Here is a 22,435-nt window from a genome sequence, read left to right on the forward strand (position 1 = left end):
AATACAGCGGTATTCACAGACCTTCCCGGGACTGATACCGCGCTGATCAATGACGGAAGTTGTTTCCAGCAGCTTCCGTTTTTTATGTTTCAATATGATTTAATAGATATTGATGATCGTTCCGTGAATACGATAATGTGTCTGCGTAATACTGCATATGATATGCATTACGTCCTCAATTTTATTATTGATGATAATATTCATAGAAAACCGAACTTTTCTAATATCTGTCCGCTTCGTTTGCAGGTGATAGTTAAAATTGTGCTCCAATACAGCTCGCAGTTCATCAAATGATACGCCATCCAGGTTAATATTGCCTTGTCTCCAGGCATTGGTAGCACCTGCCTCTTTTGTTTCTGTACTATAGGTATGATCTTGTTTGTTATAGGTCAGTTGCTGATCCGGCAGTAAGGTAGTCAGTGTATTTGTTCCGACGATAACCCCTACTTTACCCGATGCGACATTGATACGGATGTTGCCCAATTCGGGATATGCTTTAATGTTAAAAGTCGTGCCCAATACTACTGTGGCAATTGTATCCGTATGCACTACGAATGGTTGTTCTGGTAGCGACGCGACGTTAAAGAAAGCTTCCCCCTGTAAATATACATCGCGGTATCGGCTCTTGAAACTAGCAGGATAGCGAAGAGTGCTTCCCGCATTCAGCCAGACTTCGCTCCCATCAGTCAGTGTTACTTTTGACATCTTACCGGCAGGGGTAACGCTGTGGAGCCATGCTAATTCCTGTTGCCTTGCTACCTGTCCGGGCCGAAAAAAATAGGTAGCACAAGATAGACCTATCAGCACTAATACTGTGGCAGCCATCCGGAAGAAGACCCAGGTTTTCTGTTTTTGTACCGGCCTTGGCAGATCTGGCATGTCTGTGGTCAGCTGTTTATAGATACGATTACGCAGCCGGGTACGTACCTGTTCTTCTTCTACTTTATCTCTGAATACAGGCGTAGACTTAGCATCGAAGGAAACATACCAAGCATCCAACTGTGCCATTTCCTCGGGGGTACAGTTGCCTTTGGCTTCTTTCTGCAGTAATTGTAGTAAGTCGCGTTTGTTCACCTACGGTCTTTATAACATACTCGAACAACCAGACCTAATGTACCGGTCTATTCTCCAGCTTAACATTAAGGTAACATTGGTCAGCGCGGGGTTAACAGTACCGCGGTGACAGCCAGGATCATACGTGTACCAGCGTCATGAGCTAGATTATACTGATAAAGTGCTTTCCGTATCCTTTTGATGGCTGCGCTGATCTGATTGCGTACGGTTTGATGTGAGATATTGAGTTCATGGGCGATTTCCTCATTGGATAGCATTCCTTTTCTGCTCATCAGGAAAACGGTTTGCATACGTTCTGGCATACCACCGATTTCCTTTTCCAATAGTGTCTCCAGCTCTTTATGCATCAGATAGGTATCGGGATGATTAGTATGACCCGCAGCAGAGAGGGCGGAATAGCTTTCAAAAGTTTCTTTCAACAGGCTTTTTCTGTAAAAATCGATCACTCTCCCTTTAAGGGCTTTATGTAAATAAGCGCGGATAGACCCTTCTTTTGCTATCACGGAAGGGTTTTTAAGCAGCGACAAGAACAGGTCTTGCAGCATGTCTTCGGCATCTGCCGCCATTGGTAGGCGTCGATAGGCTACTTCATATAATTCTTTCCAGTACAGTTCGTAGATTTCATCAAAATGAGGGCGGCTTTGCTGTCTGTTTGGTTCGCCATTGCCTGTTTTGCTATCTGATCCGAGCATCCTGCTTGCAGTTAGGTGTTTATAATGCGACGCAAAACTCCGCTTTGAATCACAAAGAAATAGCTGTTCACAATAATTTAATGTAAATAAACACTTCTGTTGGGGATAAAATGAAACAATATTCACCCGCTTGCATGCTATTTAAACGTACTCAATGAATTTTTAAGCCGGCATTGTAAACTTAAAGGTTGTGCCTTTTCCTCTTTCACTAACAACGTCAATTGTGGAATGGTGTAATTCCAGTATTTTTTTGACAATTGCCAGTCCGATACCCATTCCCTTTTTGGCGGATGACTCTTTATCCAGCTGCTTATAGCGTTCAAAAATATACTGCTGGTCTTCAGTGGTGATACCTACACCGGTATCAGCTACCTGCACTTTTACACCATTTATTTCTTTCGAAAGGATAATGCTGATATGTCCACCATCTGGTGTAAATTTAAAGGCATTGTCCAGCAGATTCTGTAGCACGCGTTCGGTAAGTGCAATGTCGGCAAAGATGGCAGGGAGATCAGTTGTGGCATCAAGATCCAGCCGGATCGACCGCGCCGCTGCTTTGAGCTGATAGGACATCAAAATATCTGAGGCCAATTCATTTATCAAAAAGCGCTCTTTCTCCGGAATCACCAGATTCGCTTCAAGCTTGGCATATTGAAAAAGTTGTTCTACTAATCCAGATAGCCTTTGGGAGCTGGCGTGAACAATGGTGAGATATCGCTCCTGTTCTTTTTCCGATAGCTTATCTTTTTTGATCATTAATGTCTCCACATATCCCTGCATAATGGATAGCGGGGTACGAAGATCGTGGGATACATTGGCAATTAATTCCTGCCTGAATTTATCTGTGGCGGTTATCCTATCGATATTACTTACTATCACATCTGCCATTCCATTAAAGGTAGTTGTTAGTAATCCCAGGTCACCTTTGGTATTCCCTTCAATGCGGGCTGAATAATCTCCCTCTTTAAAGCGTTTTACAACGTTTGCTATCTTTCTGATGCTATTGGTCAGTAAAAGGAAAGTGGCAATACCTACGATAAAGGCAACTATCAACGTCACAAAGAAAATGTATACCCCCAGCTGGAGGTATAAATGATTGTTTACCGTCGCAAGTACTTCTCTTTGTTTTTGGCTGGCCAGGACAGCGTATACATAACCGGATAACCGGCTGTTTTCATAGACGGGTGCGGCAGAAAAAATAGCTGGTTCATGCGGAAGTTTGGGATTATCCCCCATGGGGCGTTCCCGCTCCTTTGCTGTCAGCCATTTTTTGACGACTGCAATATCGACACGACGTATTTGTACCGTTGTATCCGGCACTACAAAATCTATTATGTTGCCGTCAGTATCGAGTAAATAGACTTCGACACTGGGATTTGCCACCATTGTGGAATGTATAATATCATGTGTTACTGCGGTATCGGGCTTACCATCCCGGATAGGTTGTGTAAAGGTAGCCAGGTGATGTGCAATATCGCCAAACAATTGCTGGTGGGCGGCCGTATAATAAGACCGGGAGAAGGTCGAAGCGATTACTCCAAATACCAATCCCAGGACAACCAATACTATCGTAAATACAGCTGCAATTTTCCAGAAAAGCAAGTTGCCTTTTAAGGCTGTACGTTTTTCCATTATAATTCCTCGTTAAACCTGTAACCTACGCCCCAGGTAGTTAGAATATATTTCGGGGTTGAGACATCTGCTTCTATCTTTCCTCTCAAACGATTGATATGACTGTTGACGGTATGTTCATACCCCTCAAAATCGTAGCCCCACACCAGGTTGAGTAATTGTTTGCGGGTATAGCTTTTTCCCGGTCTGGATGCGAGTAAAGCTAATAATTCAAACTCCTTGGGTGAAAGATCTATCCGTAGTTCATGTAAAGCGACTTTCCTTTTGTCCAAATCTATTGTCAACCCATCGTACTGTATTAAGGTGGCATTATCCCGGATAGGTCCGGGAGACACATTTTGTTCGTTTCTCCTGAAAATGACTTTTACGCGCGCTATAAACTCTCTTACACTAAACGGTTTGGTCAGGTAATCGTCTGCACCGGTTTCCAATCCGATGACTTTATCAATTTCTTCCGACCGGGCCGTCAGCATCAGGATAGGTGTATAACGATCGGTTTGCCGGATCTTCCTACATATTTCCATACCATTCAGGCCAGGTAACATCAGGTCCAATATGATGAGATCGAACTTATTGTCTCTGGCTACCGTCAGGCCCTCCTGCCCGTCTTCGACCGCATACACTTCACCCCCGAGATCCTTCAAATGGATCTCCAGCAGTTCTATTATTTCCCGGTCATCTTCAATGATGAGTACTTTTTGCATGGTGTTCATTAGCTGGATACTGCAAATTTCAGTAAAAAACACGTCAAAAAGCGGTTGTGATACTTTTGTTATAACTCTGTTATGCCTTTGTAATATCGACCTCGTTCTTTTGTATTCAAAAAGGAAACACCATGCAAAAGAATATCCTGAAGTCAGTTACAATTTTGTCGATTGCCAGTTTTCTGGCATCCTGCAGTAAGGGAGATGATATGCCTCCTGTGCAGTCCAACACTATTACGATCGAAAATGTCCTTGCCAGTAAACCATTGGTTGAATCCGGCACATTCAAAGGCACCGGTACTGCGCCGGTAATACTTCCCGGGCAGCAGGTGTCATTTTCCTTTTATGCTGCCAAGAACCAGCGTCTCACGTTTGCATCTATGTATGGCTGGAGTAATGATCTGTTCTTTGCACCCGCTAATCCCGGTATTAAATTATATAACGATGATGGCAGTCCAATAACAGGTGATGTATCTGCGCAGATAAAACTCTGGGATAACGGAACGCGGGTGAACCAGGTACCGGGAGCCAATGTAATGCATCCAGGCACGGCGGAAGCTACTCAGAAAAGTATTAAGGAGGTGAATGGAATGGATGATTATGGAAACAGCTATGTAGCTGCTTCTCAACTGATGAATGTATCGTTAGCTTATGACGGTGATTCCAAATTTACGATCACCATAAAAAACACTTCGGGAGGCACTGCTAATGCAACTCCTTTCAGTCCGGGCGTATGGGCCATTTCATATGTCGCGGGCAATAAACTGTTGTTGCCTGAACCAATCTATTCGGCCGGCAAACCCACAGCTAATGGTCTTACCAACATTGCTGAAATGGGCGACGTGACCATGCTTGGTAGCTATCTCACTCAAAATACCGGCATTTTCACCCCATTATCTCCTGTACTGGTAGTGGTATATAATGGCACTGAAAACCCCTTCTACAAGACAGGTGAAAAAGATCGTGGAGAAGGATTAAAAGATCTGGCTCAGAAAGGGAATGCGGATATACTGGCAGCTGCTCTTAAAAGTAAGCCCGGTGTAAAAAGTGTTTATGTACTGAAAGATCCTACCAATACCGTGTTACTTCCAGCTATAAATAATGCTGCGGGCGGTAAGGTCTCTCAGCTGTTATCGCTACAGCCAGGCGATAAGATTGCCATCGCTACAATGTACGGCTTTTCCAACGACTGGTTCTTCGCTACTACTGGAAATGATATTGCGGGTAACCAAAAAGGGGACGTGACCGGATCGATAGGTTTATTTGATAACGGTACCGCTGTGGATCAATACCCCGGTGCGGGAGTTACGCAGGCCAACTTAGCCGGCACACCACTGACAGAAAGTAAACCCATCCAGACGGTTCCCAATCCCAATGCATTCAACACATTACCTACAGTTGCCAATATCATCAAGGTAACATTGCAGTAAAAACCAAAAACCAACCGTGTACTCATTTATTCTACCGTCAAGTATTCAGGATATGCCGCAAACAGTTTCCCATCGTTCATTTGACACTCGTTTTATTCTCTTTTTACTGGTCTAATTGTGTATGCAATTCAGTGCGATGGCCCAGACAAAATCGTTATCTACCTATTATTCTCCGGCGATGCCGGAGGATATCAGCCCGCTAGAAAAGCTGGGCTACGTCCTACTTTCAGATGCCGATCTCGCTGTATCTAAACAATTAGGGATTGCCTATCGGGCATCCGGGCAATATGCAACAATACTTCCGAAAAGCAGTAGTGGAAAAAATAATGACCTCCTGCTTCCGGTACCTGCCGTATTTATCCTGGATAAAAAAGGTGTGATCCGGTTTGAATACATAAATCCTGATTTTAAGCAGCGTATCAGTGCTTCCTTGTTACTAGCGGCAGCGGGTGCGCTGTATGAAGAACTGGTATCTGCTCACTAAGCAGCCCATCACCCTTAATTATTTTTAAATGACTGTCGAAATTCCTGCGGGGTGACACCTGTTTTGTTCTTGAATAATTTGCTGAAGGATTGTAGATGTTCGAACCCCAGTTTATAAGCGATCTCGCTGACTGACAGATGGGTAGTACACAATTCTTCTTTAGCCCTGGCAATCAGTTTTTCATGAATGTGCTGCTGCGTGTTCATTCCCGTCAGGGATTTCAACAAGGCCCCCAGGTAGCCGGGGGAGACATTTAATTCCCGGGCGATATGCCGGACGGTTGGCAGGCCGTTGTCGGTATCTGCAAAGTGGGTATCGAGTATTTCTTCCAACCGTTGCAATACCTGGTGGTTGGTAATCTTACGCGTGACAAATTGCCTTTGGTAAAACCGCTCCGAGTAGTTCAGCAAAGTTTCTATCTGTGCAATAATAATGTTCTGGCTGAATTTGTCTATGTGTGACCGGTATTCCTGCTCGATATTTTCGATGATATTATTGATCAATATCTCTTCTCTTTCAGAAAGGAATAGCGCTTCATTAACCGCGTAATCGAAAAATTCGTACTTCTTTATGCCGGCAGACAGCGATGTATTCCATAGAAAATCCGGATGAATCAACAATAGCCATCCTGTGTGTGCTGGTGTTGTTTTTCTGCTATGTTTAACATTGAACGCCTGGTTAGGCGCCAAAAAGAAAAGGACGCCCGAGTCGAAATCGTATTCCTGCTGACCATAAATCAATTTCGCATTGGTCGTCCTCTTTAGTGAAATCGAATAAAAATCAAATATAAACCCCTGGGACTCATCTTCGGTGCCAGGTTTGATCAAGGCATAATCCACCACACTAATTAAGGGATGTTCAGGCATCGGCAAGTTCCTGAATTTGTGAAAATCGCTGATGCTGTTTATCCGTCTTGGCGTCTGATGCTTCATTTATTGAAATTAATTATTTATCAGCAAACACTTTAGCAAATTCGACGGCGTACGCTTCCAGAGTTACCGTTCCCAATGCCGGGGTATGTTTGTCATAGTCCGCTCTTAGCTTTCCGGTATGAATAGCTTCGCCTAATTCTACATATTTATTGGCGAACTCTTCCGGCATTCCATTGTTTTTCAATGCTCTCAATACTTCCTCTTTAGGTAGCACCAGCCATTTCAGGCCTGGTATCCCAATGGCCTCTCCCAATACAGCCGCGATTTCTCTGCAAGTACGATCATCACTGGCTACATATCGAATGTGTTTGATGTTATCGGTTTTAGTCAGCTCTTCGGCAACGGCCACAGCGATGTCCTTTGGAGCAACCATGGTTAACCTGTCTTCTCCACCATATACACTGCCTATGAAGCCTGCCGATCTTATCATGCCTATAAATGCCAGCAGGTTATAATAGAAAAAGGAGGGACGGATATGTGTCAGGGCTATATTAGTAATACTATTGAGTATTTGTTCTGACTTATAAGAACCGGTAATAAATCCCGTGCCTGCTGGCAGATCAGCGCCATAGCTACTAAGAAATACTACCCGACCGATCGCGGAGGCTTTGACAGCCTGTTCATACGACCTGGCTATGGTTTCGTAATAACCAAGCTGATCTGGATTTGTATAGTCGGGTGGGATCATACAGAATGCGCTGTCAGCTCCCTTGAACGCGTTGGCTAAAAAATCAACATCAGCCAAATTACCTATTGCGGCTGTTGCCCCTAATCGCTCAATACTTTCTTTTCTTTCGAGATGGCTACTTATTACTTTGACACTATGGCCGTCCTTAATAAGCGTTTCTGTGAGTGGTTGTCCTATGTTGCCCAAGGACCCTGTAACTACTATATTCATTTTCTTAAATTTTGATGATACAAAATTCAATAATAGTAGTTGCCCTTATTTAGGCAAATCCGCTTTTGGTGTAGCCAAAATTAAGATTCAAGGTTGGGCGAGAGGGGACGGAGAAGGGATTCAATGTATCATCCTTATTTACCCATTAGCCTCCTAGCTATTGAACGGATCTCTTCAGGTGTTTTACCGTTGCCATCACCGCTATGCACGAAATAATAGATCTTGAGTGTGTTATTGGCAATACCAGTATATTTCTTCACCTTCTTTTTCCCATCATACGATGACACATTTTTTTTACTTACGGCGATATCTAAGGTATTTGCCAACGCCAAGGATATCTCCGACTTACTCTCATCTGTATTTTTACTAAAATCAGCAAATATCGCTGCACTTTCCCTGCTATTATCCAGGTTTTTCACATAAGCAATATCGCAATTCTTTATGCCTCTTTTTTGCCAGTTAGGTGTAAGTGCGATGTATGGTATCATCTCCGCATCTGCATATCGATCCGGATCACTTTCTGCTTTATGCCTATTGTAGACAGTTGTCTGGGAAACGAAATGTCCGCTGGGCTGGATAAAGCCAATGTAATATTTACCATCTTCTGAGCGCTTTTTTGCAATACCGTAACCACGTTTCTTACTAAATCTATTCTGTGTCGCTTCCTCCTTATTAATCCCTCCATTTTCATTATAATCGCAGCCTTCATTATTCGGATGATAGGCTGTTCTGGCTCCGTCGAGATCCAGCGAAATTTTTGTGGTAGTGACGTGATGTGTGGTATCAATATTAGACTGCGCCAGCAAGCACGCTGAGGGTAGGAACAGCAGGATGAAAGAACCGGTAATTTTTTTCATGGTATTGAGGTTAAGCAATTAAGATAAAAGTAAAAAGATAACGCCCCTGTAGTGATCGCATTCCACTGCTCAATGTTGTTATGGTAGCAATACGTTGGAATTCCATGGATATTGTATTGTCTCCACGCGATACATTTATATACGGTCCCTTGACAAAAAGGGATTGGTATTTAATCAAATGAGCTCGTTTCATTACCGGAACTATAAGGAACTACCAATCCGAGTACCATTTGTACCTCAATATCTATTTTTCGCAGACCACCATAAGCTGCCTTTAGTTTATTGCGCTGTCCTACTAAAAGGCCTATTGACGGACCAGCATTCAGATAGTCAGGTCCAAAACTGAATTTAGCCAAAACAGGGAGTATTATTCACTGTTTTCCTTGCGCTTTTCACCTATCTGCACAAACCGGAAAAATCAAATGCCGAAACAGCAATCTGTATCACCCAATTGTATTTGATATTAAATACGATGAAATATTCCGGAGACAGCTATTTAAAAAATGAATGCCCGGTAAGACTATCAGGCATTTTTATAATCGGCTGACTTGTTCGCCAGCCGCTAATTGGAAAGGATATTTTGTCCTTTTTTGTTTAGTAATCTAACCAATCTTTAAATTGAGCGGATTTATCACGACTAACAATAATATCTGTTCCCGTTCCACCTTTCAGATAGATCTTTAATTTCCCGTTCACATCATTACTTACATGGCTGATGGCATCAATATGAACAATATATTGGCGATTTGCCCGGAAGAAAAACCTGGGATTTAATTGTCGTTCTAATTCTTCGAGCGTCTGTGGTATCGTTTCAACGGAACCATCCCACTGTTTTGCGTAAGTTATTTTCAGTTCGGAGCAGAAACAGATGATATGCTCTATCAAAATTGTTTTATAGCCATTCTTATATGGCAATAAAAACCGGGTACGGTAGTCTTTAGGCCGGAGGTAGTGCATCAGCATTTCATGTGACAGTCTGGCCGGCTCTTCCAGTATGTTATCTACCTTATTTAACGCTACCTGTAGTTCCCTTTGATCGATAGGCTTTAATAAGTAGTCTACACTGTTATATTTAAATGCTTTTATGGCATGCCTATCAAAAGCCGTAATAAATATTACTTGGGATGACACCTTGACCCTATCAAGTAACTCAAATGTTGAACCATCAGATAGTTGTACATCCATTAGTATGACATCAGGCGGAAGATTTTTGCTAAACCATTCCATACTACCTTCTATACTTTCAATCACTCCGACGATTTCAATCTCCGGACGTAATATATTAATCAGCCGAACTAACCTATCCGCATTGAGCCTTTCGTTTTCAATAATCAGTAGTGTTTCAATCATATTTGATCAGTGGAATTGTGGAACTGCCAATAAATAAGCAGTATTGTTACGCGTCCTGCTCCAAAGTTGGCATCTTATTTATTTGAGCAACGGACTTTTAGTATCAATCCTATTTATTGAGGGCTGAAACGGCAAAATTACCTACTGAAGCGAAAGCGGATATATTCAATTTCGCCCGATCCGGACAGGAGACAAAGGGAGAGATAAAACGGAGCAAACGTTTGAATACTGGGTTGTCCGGTTTTGAATAACCAATCCCGATCTGGGAGATCTGACATGACAGATTTTACGGGTTCAGGATTTCTTCTAAATCGGGTTGCACCTTTGCTACCGTATACTAACCAAATCTGGGATACGGGTACGGATCGGCTACCTGTATTCCTGGCAGGTTTAACAAATCTTCGAACGTAAAAGGTTATTTATAATGAAAGCTCGGTTACTTCTGTTTATTATTCCAATGCTCTTTGGATTTTCGGCAATTGCGCAGGTTACCAGTGTAACGATTTCGGGTATTGTGAAAGGCCGGTCTGATAAATCCGCGATGCCATATGTAAATGTGATCATAAAACATGTTAAGGATTCATCATTTGTTGCTGGAACCATTACCAATGAGGAAGGCCGCTTCACCATTGCCAATATTAATCCGGGCAGCTATAACCTGGTTATTTCCTATATAGGATATGAAAGTATCCTTCAACCGTTATTTATTGGCAGCCTGTCTGCCTTCCTGGACATTCCCCCTATCGAATTGACGGAAGCTTCTACCACGCTAAAAACCGTATCCGTTACCGCCGAGGCTCCTGAACTCAGTAACAAACTTGATAAAAAGACCTATGCTGTCGCAGACAATATTAGTCAAAGTGGGGGGTCGGTGTTACAGACCATGCAAAATCTTCCCGGCATTTCTGTACAGGATGGGAAAGTACAGTTACGCGGAAATGATAAAGTAACCGTTTTGATTGACGGGAAACAGACGGCGCTGACTGGTTTTGGTAGCCAGTATGGGTTGGATAATATCCCTGCCTCAGCGATTGACAAGATCGAAGTCATCAATAACCCTTCTTCGAAATATGATGCCAACGGCAATGCAGGTATTATCAATATTATCATGAAGAAAAACAAACAAAGCGGCTGGAACGGTAAAGTAGGGTTTTCTGCAGGACTTGGCTCACTTTGGGTAAGGCAGGATAACCTTCCGACCATACGGCCTCAATATAAGTTCACACCGAAGATCAATCCTTCAATTGCAATAAATTATCGTAAAAATAAGGTCAACCTATTTTTACAGGCGGATAATTTGTATACCAAGACGTTAAACAAGAATGAATTTGTAACGCGGACGTACGACGACGGCACTGTGATCCGTTCTCAGTTGAAAAGGAACAGGAACACAAACTTCCTCACAACAAAGGCCGGGGTAGACTGGACAATTGATAATAGCAATACGCTTACTGTTTCGGGATTGTATGGTAGTGAAAAGATCATCGACCACGGCGATCAGCCATTTTTCAATGGAGACCTGTCTCAGCGTCGTCGCCTCTGGCAGTTTCTTGAGGACGAACTGAAGACCACAGCGATGGCCACTGCTGCCTACCAGCATAAGTTCAAGGAGGCAGGTCACCTATTGAATGTAGGTTTAAACTATACCTTTCACCGCGAGGATGAAAAGTATTTCTATGACAACTTCTTAATATCTTCCAAGGGTACAGACGCGTTTAAGCTGTTATCTGATGAACAGGTGTACGATCTGAACATTGATTATGTGAAACCTTTGAAGTATGGACGTATTGAAACAGGGATTAAACTCCGGAACCGATCTATTCCTACGAACATGGATTTCAGGCCCGGCACTAATTCTGTACTAGATACAACTGCCGGTGGATGGGCTACTTATAAAGAGCTGATTCCCGCGGTATATGGGAACTATGTTTTCGAGAATGCCAAATGGGAGGCTGAAGTAGGCTTACGCATAGAGTATGTGAGGATACAATATGATGTAAATCCCAACCACAAGACCTACAAAAGCGACGGTTATAATTATACCCAGCCATTTCCCAATCTGCGACTTGCCTATAAATTCGATGATAACAATAAGATATCCCTTTTCTATAACCGCCGGGTTGACCGTCCTAATGAGGTTGATATCCGCATTTTCCCTAAATACGATGACGCAGAAATAATAAAAGTGGGTAACCCGGCCTTGCGTCCGCAATTTACTAATTCATTGGAGCTAGCCTATAAAACCAGCTGGCATACCGGCTATTTTTATTCCGCGTTATACCATCGCTTTTCGGACGGTACGATCACCCGCATATCAAGCATCGTTCCCGGCAGTACGCTCGTATATGCTATATTCCAGAATGCCGGAAAAAGCTACAATACAGGGCTGGAAGCAGTCTGGAATCAGAAGATCTCTCCGATATATTCCTTCAACCTGAATGGAAATCTTTACCGGAACCAGATCAACGCATTTACTGTACACAATCTGTATCCAACACCTAATACTTTTTCTGCGGACCAACAGCATGCTATCTCGGGGAATGTGAAGCTGAATAATACCTTTCACTTTTCAAATGGCCTGGACGCACAACTAACAGCTGTGTATTTAGCGCCGGACATTCTCCCACAGGGAAAGATATTAACCAGGTTTTCAGTAGATCTTGGTGTGAAGAAGGCTATTCAGAAAGGTAAAGGTGAAGTCTTTGTTAATGCAACAGATCTATTCAACACTATGATTATAAAGAGAGCAATCCAAGGTACAGGGTTCAGATATACGAGTGATGATTATTACGAAACGCAGGTAATACGGTTGGGTTACAGTTATAAATTCTAGACCTGCATTCCACTAACACCAATACCAGAAAAAAAAAGAAGAAGGCTAGCGCCTTCTTCTTTTTTGCGTTAATATATTCCGGTTATTCCTATAGAAAAAATTCATACATTATAAATAAAAAGACTGTCTATTATTTTTGTTTTTGTGAGAGTTACTGCCTATAAGCCGATAATTGTACGGGGGCTGAGGTGTAAGATGACTGTTGTATCCCAACGGATGGCAATAAGGTAACATGAAAGAAAAGATAGCGCCCTCACCTTCCGGACTATTGTTTAACGCATGATGATAAGCTGACGGCTATACCGTCTTACCATACTTAAAGCATCGCCCTGAAAGCTGAAGGACGCATATTTGTAAGTTGTATAAAGTTATTACTGAACAAAGAAATACCGGAATATCCTACCTCGTAAGCAATCTCACTAATGCTGAGTTCCGTATCCTTTAGTAATTCCATGGCGCGAATGATACGTAACATTTTCAGGTACTGTGTAAAGGAAGTATTTAACCTGCTTTGAAAAAGCCTCGTCAAGCTACGTACGCTGAAGCCAAATCTACTGGCCGTATTTTCCAGTGTAACAGGGTCTCCTAATGCGCCCCTTAAATAGTCCGTAATTTGGTTCAGCCGCTGATCGTCCGTTGTGGGTAACTGAATGGAAAATCTTTCCAGGTTTTCTTTTGGCAGCAGGTGTTTGAGGGTGATCAGGAACTCATATTCCCAGGAGTTAGCGAAAAAATTGCCCTGCCAGCTTTCGCAGAAGGCCAACATTTCTGACAGTAAGCGACTAACAGAATAAATACCCAGCTCATCATAAAAAGCATGAGCCTTTTTTGTTTCATTGGGGAAATAGATATTGATAATAAATAAGTCTTGGGTATTAAATACCAAGTTGTGTGCATATTGCCCCGGTATCCAAATGTAGTGGCTGGAAGGAATATAAAAATCCCGCTCTGCAGTCTGTAAATAAGCAATTCCTCCAAACACCAATAAAAGCTGTCCTTTATCATGCTGATGGGACGGTAGCCGTTGCTCCGTTTGTTGTCGCATCACAACGATCGACGTGGGATGCTCATCCACTATTCTTATCAGCGTATCGACATTATTCATTTGGCCAAAATTAGCAAATATTAGGCTATTTATATAAAACCAATGCTTCAAAACGCAAATAGTTTTGTGTTACTGATTCATACAAAAACGACAGAAGAATGAATGATACAATAGTTAGGAAGAAAATGATTAAACCAGTTGCTCAGCTGGTTTAATCATTTTAATTGTATCACCAATGAATTCTATAGTACTTAAAATATGCAACTATATAAATACTTAATTCCCCTCTCCTTTTTCTCTTTGCCAGCAATCCTTCATGCGCAACGGGTTGCAGACGAGCCGATGACATTGGAAAAGATCTGGCTGATCACTGATACTGCCAACAGACAATTGAAGCTTGCCGACCTGGAGAAAGCGGAAAGTGCCATGGATGTGAGGATATCCAGGGATAAGCTCCTTCCTCAGCTTGCTGTAGCTGGAGACCTGGCTATACGGACAAATATGCCGATCTATACAAAAGGGTTACTGTCAAAGCCGGATATCATACCTATTTCCAGGTTAGGATACCGATTTGGCTACAACCTGGATTTCAATCTTTACAATGGGGGGAAAGACAGGCGCTATATCGAGATTAAAAAAAAGGAAGCATTGCGCCAGGAAAACGAAAATGCATTAAGACGAAACAATCTCCGTTATACTGTTGCGACGGCATATTACAATCTGTATAAGTTCTTGCAATTCCGGTCCTTTTTATCCAATGAGATTGCCACTGAAAAAAAACAGCTGGCAACGATTGAGAGCTTTTATCGCAATGGCATCGTGTTAAAAAGCGATGTACTAAGAAGTGAGGTAAAGATATCTCAGCTGGAGTTGACCTTATCCGACGTCGAAAAGAGTATTATGGTGGCCCGGCAGCGCCTGAATATGCTCATGGGGCGTGGAGACGAGGAGCTGCTCACTATCACGCCCCCGGAAATTCTGGAATCGGCAGCGCCCCTACTTTATGCGGATTATGGCGACTATGTAGCCATTGCCCTTAATCGGTCTCCGGATTATAAGCTTTCGATGGATAATTTAAAGATCAGTGAGCTGAATATCCAACAGATCAAAGCTGAATTGCTGCCCAGGGTTTCGTTCTTTTCCAACTATTTGCTTACGTATCCGCAAACCAGTTTCTATCCTTATTCCAATGATCCCTGGGGCTTTACCCAGGCCGGGATAAAGGTGGCCCTTTCCCTTGATAGTTTCTACAAGAACAGGCATTTATCTGCAAAGGCGATGCTCATAAACCGGCAGGAGGCGGAGAAGGTGCGTATAAAGAGGGATGAGATCACCATGGACATCCGGGAGGCCTATCTACGTTACGAACAGGCCTTGGAAAGCGTAAAAACAGCAACAGCACAGATCAAACAGCATACAGAAAGTGTGCGGGTGATCCGCAGCAGTTATTTAAACCAGGAATCATTGCTGACGGACCTGTTGGATGCAGAAAGCGCACTGCTGGAAGCCAATTTCAACCTAGTTGCTGCTGAGGTGGATGTGAGATTAGATTACATCGGGCTCTTAGTAAAAACAGGGATACTTTAAACAACATGACATGAACAAAAACAGATTTGACCGTATTGTAGTTATCTCGACCCAGTGGGTAGGAATGGTGTTTGTGCTGGGCCTCATTGTATGGAGCGTATTTTATGCTATAGATATATTCCGTTATGAGCAGACCAACGATGCACAGGTGGATGCCTATCTTTCACCTGTTAACGTAAAGGTGGGAGGTTATATCAAAAAGATATACTTCCAGGATAATCAAAGGGTGCACCGCGGGGATACGCTTGTACTCATAGCAACAGATGAGTTTCAGCTGAAAGCAGACGCGGCGGCGGCGGAGTTGCTCAGTGTACGTGCCAAGCTCGGTGTTTTGCAAGCCAATGAGGAAACGCAAAAAAGGAATATAGAGGTCATCCATGCACACCTATCAGGTGTACAGGCTAAATTACATCATCAGGAGTTGGATTACGAGCGCTATCAAAACTTACTAAAAGAGGAAGCTACTACCCGGCAAAAGTTCGAGCATGTACAGGCGGCGTTGCTGGTCAACCAATCAGACTACCAGGAAGCCACTGCGGCGCTTAAAGTGGCGGTTTCAAAATTAGACGACCTGTATGCGGAGAAGGCTGCTATAGCCGCCGACATTAAAATCAAGGAGGCCCTATTCCAGCGGCAGCAACTGGATATTGCCTATACGGTGATCAGTGCTCCCTTCGATGGAGAAGTCGGTAGAAAGACTATCCAGGAAGGGCAGCTTGTTCAGGCAGGTCAAACGTTGGTCTTTCTCACCAACGAAAAGGAAGCAAAATGGATCGTGGCCAATTTCAAGGAAACGCAAATTGCCAAATTCCAGGTGGGGCAGCAAGCGAAAATAGTATTGGATGCTTTTCCAGGTGAGCATTTTTCCGGTGTGATCGAATCTTTTTCGCCAACTACCGGTTCCAGGTATTCTCTTTTACCACCTGATAATGCTACCGGCAATTTTGTGAAGGTGATCCAGCGAATACCGGTAAGGATCAAACTCACGGAATCGGGGGACAGGTTATCAAAGCTGTCGGCGGGTATGAATGCCAATGTATCCATCGAAAAAAATTGATCATATGTCTGCAAATAAAATCCCCCTATTCAAAGACTGGGTTCCCCACTGGCTGGCTGCGATCACTATATTTGCTATTTTGCTGACCTCTCTGTTCAGCTTTGCATTATATTCCAGCAATGCTGCATCTGCAATGGGTTACTATGGAATTGAGCCTACAGACGTCCAATATTCTATTGTACTTATGTATGCCGCAGCTGTCGCCTTTCTGGCGCTGGACTTCCGGATCATTAAGTATATCACAGCTCGGAAATACCTGTTAGCAGGCCTGATAGCCAATGCAGCGACTTACCTGGTTTGTTTTTATACTAAGAACTGGGATTTGTTTATGATATGCCGGTTTCTACAAGGCGTTGCTTGCGCATTATTGTGCAGTATAGTCCTGCATTTGATATTTCCGCGGTTGCATCCGAGCCGTTCAAGGGTGATCGGTTATACGATATTTTACTTTGGTCTGCAAATGTCCATCCCGTTATGTGCCATTTATTGCACGCTCGTAGTGGATATTGTAGATTTCAATTGGCTTTTTTATGGCCTAAATGTGGTTATGCTGCCGGTAGTATTATTGGTATTAGTGACGATGAATGCCAAAGCGCGGTTTCATAAGCGACTTCCACTCTATCAGGTTGACTGGATCGGTTATGTCCTATATACTTTGCTTTGCCTGGATATAGGATTTGTGCTGGTGTATGGTCAAAAGCTCAATTGGTTTGGGCACCCATTGATCAGCTGCGGTTGCATTGCCGGTTCGTTATTATTAGTGACATTTGTCCTGCGAGAAATGCGGCTAAAGCGTCCTCTTATCAATCTACGACTATTCACCATCAAACACTTTACAATTGGACTGTTATTATTGGCCACTTTCTATATTTTAAAGGGTACGACCGGGATTCTTTACCAATATCTTGAGAATGTACTAGGCGTTGCCCCCCTGCATTTTATCCCTATTTGGGGGGCGAACATCCTGGGTATAGGTGTGGGTATGTTCATTACTTCCAGGTTCATCCTGGAAGGAAAATCATTACTTCATCTTATTCTATCGGGCTTTTTCTTACTGGCTCTCTTTTATTTATACATGCTGCGTACTATCTCTACTACCGGAGAAACGACTTCTTTTATATTCCCATTATTCGCCTATGGCATCAGTACAGGCATTTTGTTTGTTCCGCTAGTGGTATTTACGTTATCTTCTGTACCACCAGCGATGGCTTTCAACGCATCTTTGCTCGGCATCTTTTCAAGATTCATCGGGTTCTGCGCGAGTATATCCATCAACAATTATCTGCAGCTGTACACTAAGTCTGCTGTGAGGGAAAAGGTCCGGGAGTTTGTAACGGTGATCAACCCGCAGTTATCCCGTACTGTAAATGGTCTTGAGAAAGCCTATGCCTATGCAGGTAATGATGCTTTACATGAAAGTGCCGGGGCATCTGCTCATCTTAACAAGCTACTGGCCCAACAAATCTTTGCCAGGTCAGTAAGGGACTATTTTGATTACATGTTGATCGCGTGTGTTATTCTGATCTTCTTACTGTTCTTATTACCGTGTATGACGAATGTGGTGCTCAGCTTTCGAAGGGGTAGTACACCCGTGTAAGTTAGTCTTATGATACTACTCCATTGATTTCTTCGAGTGACATTCCTTTGGTTTCAGGTATTTTTTTCCATGTCAGCCAGAAGGCAGAGGCACTGCATACGGCAAATATCAGGAAGGTAAGTGCGGGGCCGGCATGTAGGAGCAATAGCGGGAAGAATTGTCCTACGATCCAGTTAGCGATCCAGAGGCTCATGGTAGCCAGGGCGATGGCACTGCTACGTACTGTTACCGGGAATATTTCATTGATGATCACCCAGGTAACGGGGCCAAATGAAAATGCGAAGCAGGCGATGAACAGCATGATGGGCAAGAGTAATAGCCAGCCGCTGGTGAGGTGGGTACTGAACAACCAGGCCGTAGCCATTAGTGAGAGCACAGCGCCGCCTATTCCCCAGAGCAATAAAGGTCTGCGGCCATAGCGATCGATACTATAGGTTGCCACCAAGGTGAAGAGCATATTCACGATGCCAATGGTTACCTGTCCGCCCAGTGCCTGCCCCCAACCAAAGCCCGCCTGTTCCAGTAATGAAGGGCCGTAGTAGATCACGGCATTGATACCGCTGAACTGTGATAGGGCGGCCAACAATATGCCGATAAGCAATGCCTGCCGATAATGGCTCTTGAACATATCTTTCAGTTTTACCTGTGTTACCGAAAGGGCGCTGCGGATCATAGCCATCTCGCGAACGGCAGCTTCTGGCCCCGAGATCTTTTCGGTAATGGCCTGCGCTGCGGCATATTTTCCACGCATCGCCAGCCAGCGAGGGCTTTCAGGGATCATTCCACTCATCACGATGAAAAGTATTGCCGGTATTGCACTAACAGCAAACATATATCTCCATATCTCCTCTCTAAATAAGAAATTGTGCGTGCTATCCCGCCATGGTTGTATTATCGCATTGGAAAAATAGGCTGCGAGTATACCGATTGTGATGGCCAGCTGATAGTAAGTCACCATCCTGCCGCGCAGGTTAGACGGCGCCAGTTCTGATATATACATCGGCGATATCACGGAGGCGGCGCCGATACCAATGCCTCCTATCAGCCGAAAAAAGATAAGGCTGTAAGCATTACCTGCGAAGGTACAGCCGATGGCTGACAGCGCAAATAATAACGCGGACAGCAGCATCACCGGCCGCCGCCCCAAACGGTTACCCATCCAGCCACTCACAGATACGCCAAGAATACAACCTGCCAGGGCTGATCCTACGAAAGAACCTTCAAGTAAGGCATCCATGTGGTACAATACTCTTACATAGGGAATCACACCGGAGATAACAGCCGTATCAAAGCCAAAAAGGAAACCTCCCAATGTAGCAGTGAACGTTAGTAACAATAAGTACCGGGTGTTGTGGGGAGATGGTATCATATATTCAGTTTTTCATATCAGCAGCATTCGTCTTTCACGTAGGCGACTACCAGGAAGGCTTTTCCGGCCCCCTTGTAGTGTACGTTGTATGTAGGCACCGATGCAGGCACGACGAATGTTTCTGCATAGTGGAATATTTCATTGGATGTCGGCGTGTATACAGATATTTCATCACCTTCTACCAACATACAGATGTGGCAGTGGCCATTGGTAGAGATCTCTACGTTGCCGGTAAATTCATAACGGTCTACCGTATAAAAGTGAACCTGGTGCGTTGGTAACTCGACTTTACGCCCGTGCTCCCAGGAAGTCACTATTTGAGGGGTGGATATCAGTTCCTGTTTTACTTTCTCTCCTCTCCGGTCGAAATACAGGTTATTGAAGGCATGTGCGATATTGATGGGACGAGGCTTACCATCGAGTCCAGGTCTTAGCCAGTCATACATTTTAAAGGTAAAAATATATGGCGTGCTGCTGATCTCCAATACCAGGTTATTCTTTCCGGAGGCATGTACGGTACCATTTGGAATAAGGAAAAGATCATGTTTATGTGCTTCATGCACCTGTATATATTGCGCTACTGGTAGTGGAATATTATGCTCCTGTGCATTTTCCAATGCTTGCTTGAACTGCTGCGGATCGATATTTTCCTGGAATCCGAGATACACTTCTGCCCCTGGTTCACAGTCGAGGATGTAATAAGTTTCGTCTTGTGTGAAGGTCTCCCCGAAATGTTCGCGGATGTATGCTGTACGAGGATGGCATTGTATGGAAAGGTTTCCTCCATCGAAGGTGTCGAGGAAGTCGAAACGAATGGGGAAATCTTGACCGAAGCGGGCCGCGGCTTTGCCCAGTATCTTTTTATGGTCGTGGTACAACAGGAAATCGAATGACGCTTCCATCAGTAAGCCGTTGTGTTCCAGCACGATACCGTTTTCAGGAGTGATCAGTTCGAATGACCAGGCATAATTGGGGGAATGAGGGTCGAGACCAGCGAGATGTTGTTTCATCCATTGTCCTCCCCATACACCAGTTTCGAACCAGGGCCGTGCCCGGAAAGGCCGATGCAACATGGCATCCAGCGATTCGCGAAAAGAAGTGCCCGTAGTCCAGGTGATATCATGTACCCGTTGCTCATCTACGATGATGGCTATTCGGGGCAGCAGGTATGCTTTGTGTGTATTGAGTACGGGCCAGTCGGCGAAGTAAAATCGCTTATACATCTGTACCGGTTCAAGGGTATCAGTAGCACCCAGGTTGTTGATACTACCGGCACGCATGCGGTATTGTATTTCGTTTTTGGGTATATCAAGATAGATCAGCAGTCCTTGCCACCCACTCAGTGCAGCACCTGTACCATAAACGATATTGATGTCTGCTTTTTTATCCGGCTGTAACATTTCCAGTTTAGCCGTATCAAAAAAATCCCGGAGCGTACCGGTAAATTTCTTCCCAAAGACAGGGTCATTGCCATTCAACGTGGTTTGCAGCATATCCTCTATGCTGGCAGCTGGTTTGAGGCAGGCACTGACATCATACCAATAGGCGGTAAGGCCCAGCCGTTTTATGGCAGCGCCGAGTTGTGTGCGGAACTGTTCCCATAGAACACCACCATATCCATCTATCACCAGGCATTTCTCCCGAGCGACCTGTGCTGCTAAGGCATCGAATCCGCTATAGATGGTCATGTGTGTATGAAAGGAGGGGAATATATTATAGCCTGTTACAGCCGGCTGGTAAACCGGCAGCAAGGGTTGATTTGATTTTCTAAAGTCCTTTTGTTGCGTGGTCTGTTCTGTTGGTATCATGCCTGCGCCGTTTATGATCAGCTGTTCTGTATCGTGTGTAAAAATTATTTGTGTGTTCAGCCCCTGTTGCAGCTGTGAAGCGAACAGATATTGTGCTTTTGCGATGCTGCCACCGATCACCAGTGCATGACAGCGGAATCGTTGTATCCATGGCTGCAGGAATATGCATAGGTTGAGAGCGAATGTATCAAACAATTGTGCGGCTTCTTGCGGATATGCCGTTACTAGTTCTTTCACGGAGGTCACTTTTTCTCCCGTCAACCCTTCAAATGCTTGCAGGAACCAGCGGGTAGAAAAATAATCATCCGCGATGCCTTCCTTAAACGTTTCGCAATAAAATGCCGCCTGTGCGGGTATATCCGGATGTGAGTGTAGCAGCTGTCCATTGCTATAGAATGCAGATCCGAATCCGGTTCCCAGTGTCAGGAATATATAGTGCTCGTTGCCGAGGGCCATGGCTGCATGACAGCCTATAGCGAAGCAGTGTGCATCGTTGGCGAAGTCTATGGAGAGGCGGTTATTGAAAGCTTCCTGTAATGCTGCTTTCAGGTGCAGTCCGAAAAATTTTTCAAATTTGTTCCCTACCCCGCTGATGGTACTTACCCCTTTTTTGTAATTAAATGGGCCAGGAAAGGCAATACCTACACCGTACACCGGGTATTCCGGTATTATTAGGTCGTCAATACAGGATTTCATGGCGGATAAGATGGTAGTGGCATCTGCATAGCTATCGACGGGTCTTGTCACTGTATGCCCATTGATGCCTGTCAATGCTGCGCTGATATGGCTCCCGCCTACGTCCATTCCGATGCTAAATTTACTCATTATTGCCACAAAGTTATTTTGTTCATATGTGCGAACATATTACTTTTTCACGAATAAGAAAAATTTAAAGTATTAATGATGCCGCAATTCACTCGCTAGACAATATTTGTCCCCTGTAGCTGAAACCTGACAACTCAACAGGTTATCCATAAAACAGGGTATAAAGGTTATAAAGGCTCTAAATGGCTTTCAAAAACGAAAAGGGAAACGAGGTATCTCATTTCCCTTTTTTATTTTTTCCAATAGTTATCCTTAAAAGAC

17 protein-coding genes are annotated in these 22,435 nt (G+C 43.9%); 6 read left to right on the plus strand and 11 right to left on the minus strand.

Features of this window, described 5'->3' with window-relative positions:
- Positions 1–99 precede the first annotated feature (99 nt).
- The 4 genes from KTO58_RS14085 to KTO58_RS14100 form a co-directional block, all read right to left on the minus strand.
- Positions 100–1,074: a FecR family protein gene (locus KTO58_RS14085; RefSeq protein WP_095838750.1), complete on the minus strand. Its 975-nt coding sequence runs from the start codon at positions 1,072–1,074 to the stop codon at positions 100–102.
- Positions 1,075–1,154: 80 nt separating this feature from the next.
- Positions 1,155–1,766, minus strand: coding sequence for an RNA polymerase sigma factor (locus KTO58_RS14090; RefSeq protein ID WP_095838749.1), 612 nt, complete (start codon positions 1,764–1,766; stop codon positions 1,155–1,157).
- Positions 1,767–1,928: 162 nt separating this feature from the next.
- Complete coding sequence (locus tag KTO58_RS14095) at positions 1,929–3,398, minus strand: sensor histidine kinase (protein WP_095838748.1); 1,470 nt, start codon at positions 3,396–3,398, stop codon at positions 1,929–1,931.
- Positions 3,398–4,111, minus strand: coding sequence for a response regulator transcription factor (locus tag KTO58_RS14100; RefSeq protein WP_225859749.1), 714 nt, complete (start codon positions 4,109–4,111; stop codon positions 3,398–3,400). Before KTO58_RS14100 ends, KTO58_RS14095 begins: the two co-directional genes overlap by 1 nt.
- 122 nt (positions 4,112–4,233) lie before the next feature.
- Here KTO58_RS14100 and KTO58_RS14105 point away from each other — a divergent pair, with 122 nt between their 5' ends.
- Both KTO58_RS14105 and KTO58_RS14110 read left to right on the plus strand, forming a co-directional pair.
- The gene (locus KTO58_RS14105) at positions 4,234–5,532 is read left to right on the plus strand and encodes a spondin domain-containing protein (RefSeq protein ID WP_095838747.1); all 1,299 of its coding nucleotides are present in this window, start codon (positions 4,234–4,236) and stop codon (positions 5,530–5,532) included.
- 136 nt (positions 5,533–5,668) lie between these two features.
- Positions 5,669–6,016: a thioredoxin domain-containing protein gene (locus KTO58_RS14110; RefSeq protein WP_157752956.1), complete on the plus strand. Its 348-nt coding sequence runs from the start codon at positions 5,669–5,671 to the stop codon at positions 6,014–6,016.
- 14 nt (positions 6,017–6,030) lie between these two features.
- Here KTO58_RS14110 and KTO58_RS14115 read toward each other — a convergent pair whose 3' ends face one another.
- The 4 genes from KTO58_RS14115 to KTO58_RS14130 form a co-directional block, all read right to left on the minus strand.
- A complete protein-coding gene (locus KTO58_RS14115; protein WP_095838745.1) occupies positions 6,031–6,948 on the minus strand; it encodes a helix-turn-helix domain-containing protein in 918 nt (305 codons plus the stop codon).
- Between the two features lie 13 nt (positions 6,949–6,961).
- Positions 6,962–7,846 (minus strand): NmrA family NAD(P)-binding protein, encoded by an 885-nt coding sequence (locus tag KTO58_RS14120; protein ID WP_095838744.1) that lies wholly within the window; start codon positions 7,844–7,846, stop codon positions 6,962–6,964.
- A 134-nt stretch (positions 7,847–7,980) separates the two neighbouring features.
- The gene (locus KTO58_RS14125) at positions 7,981–8,703 is read right to left on the minus strand and encodes a hypothetical protein (protein ID WP_095838743.1); all 723 of its coding nucleotides are present in this window, start codon (positions 8,701–8,703) and stop codon (positions 7,981–7,983) included.
- A gap of 594 nt (positions 8,704–9,297) precedes the next feature.
- Positions 9,298–10,053: a LytR/AlgR family response regulator transcription factor gene (locus tag KTO58_RS14130; RefSeq protein ID WP_095838742.1), complete on the minus strand. Its 756-nt coding sequence runs from the start codon at positions 10,051–10,053 to the stop codon at positions 9,298–9,300.
- A gap of 424 nt (positions 10,054–10,477) precedes the next feature.
- Between KTO58_RS14130 and KTO58_RS14135 the strand changes: the two genes are divergently transcribed.
- Positions 10,478–12,886 carry a TonB-dependent receptor gene (locus KTO58_RS14135; protein ID WP_095838741.1) on the plus strand — a complete coding sequence of 803 codons (2,409 nt, stop codon included), beginning with the start codon at positions 10,478–10,480 and terminating at the stop codon, positions 12,884–12,886.
- Between the two features lie 316 nt (positions 12,887–13,202).
- Here KTO58_RS14135 and KTO58_RS14140 read toward each other — a convergent pair whose 3' ends face one another.
- The gene (locus KTO58_RS14140) at positions 13,203–13,991 is read right to left on the minus strand and encodes an AraC family transcriptional regulator (protein ID WP_095838740.1); all 789 of its coding nucleotides are present in this window, start codon (positions 13,989–13,991) and stop codon (positions 13,203–13,205) included.
- A gap of 198 nt (positions 13,992–14,189) precedes the next feature.
- Between KTO58_RS14140 and KTO58_RS14145 the strand changes: the two genes are divergently transcribed.
- Genes KTO58_RS14145 through KTO58_RS14155 form a run of 3 tightly spaced genes read left to right on the plus strand, consistent with a single transcriptional unit; the run spans position 14,190 to position 18,172 of the window.
- Positions 14,190–15,518, plus strand: coding sequence for a TolC family protein (locus KTO58_RS14145; protein ID WP_225859750.1), 1,329 nt, complete (start codon positions 14,190–14,192; stop codon positions 15,516–15,518).
- A gap of 10 nt (positions 15,519–15,528) precedes the next feature.
- Complete coding sequence (locus KTO58_RS14150; RefSeq protein ID WP_095838738.1) at positions 15,529–16,575, plus strand: HlyD family secretion protein; 1,047 nt, start codon at positions 15,529–15,531, stop codon at positions 16,573–16,575.
- Between the two features lie 4 nt (positions 16,576–16,579).
- Positions 16,580–18,172, plus strand: a complete 1,593-nt coding sequence (locus KTO58_RS14155; protein WP_095838737.1) for an MFS transporter — start codon at positions 16,580–16,582, stop codon at positions 18,170–18,172.
- Positions 18,173–18,179: 7 nt separating this feature from the next.
- On the opposite strand, the gene KTO58_RS14160 is transcribed toward KTO58_RS14155, so the two are convergent.
- On the minus strand, positions 18,180–19,541 hold the full coding sequence (locus KTO58_RS14160; RefSeq protein WP_095838736.1) for a sugar porter family MFS transporter: 1,362 nt from the start codon (positions 19,539–19,541) through the stop codon (positions 18,180–18,182).
- 17 nt (positions 19,542–19,558) lie between these two features.
- The gene (locus tag KTO58_RS14165) at positions 19,559–22,174 is read right to left on the minus strand and encodes an ROK family protein (RefSeq protein ID WP_095838735.1); all 2,616 of its coding nucleotides are present in this window, start codon (positions 22,172–22,174) and stop codon (positions 19,559–19,561) included.
- Between the last annotated feature and the right edge of the window lie 261 nt (positions 22,175–22,435).

The sequence above is a fragment of the Chitinophaga pendula genome, from assembly GCF_020386615.1.
In the GTDB taxonomy this organism is placed as follows: Bacteria; Bacteroidota; Bacteroidia; order Chitinophagales; family Chitinophagaceae; genus Chitinophaga; species Chitinophaga pendula.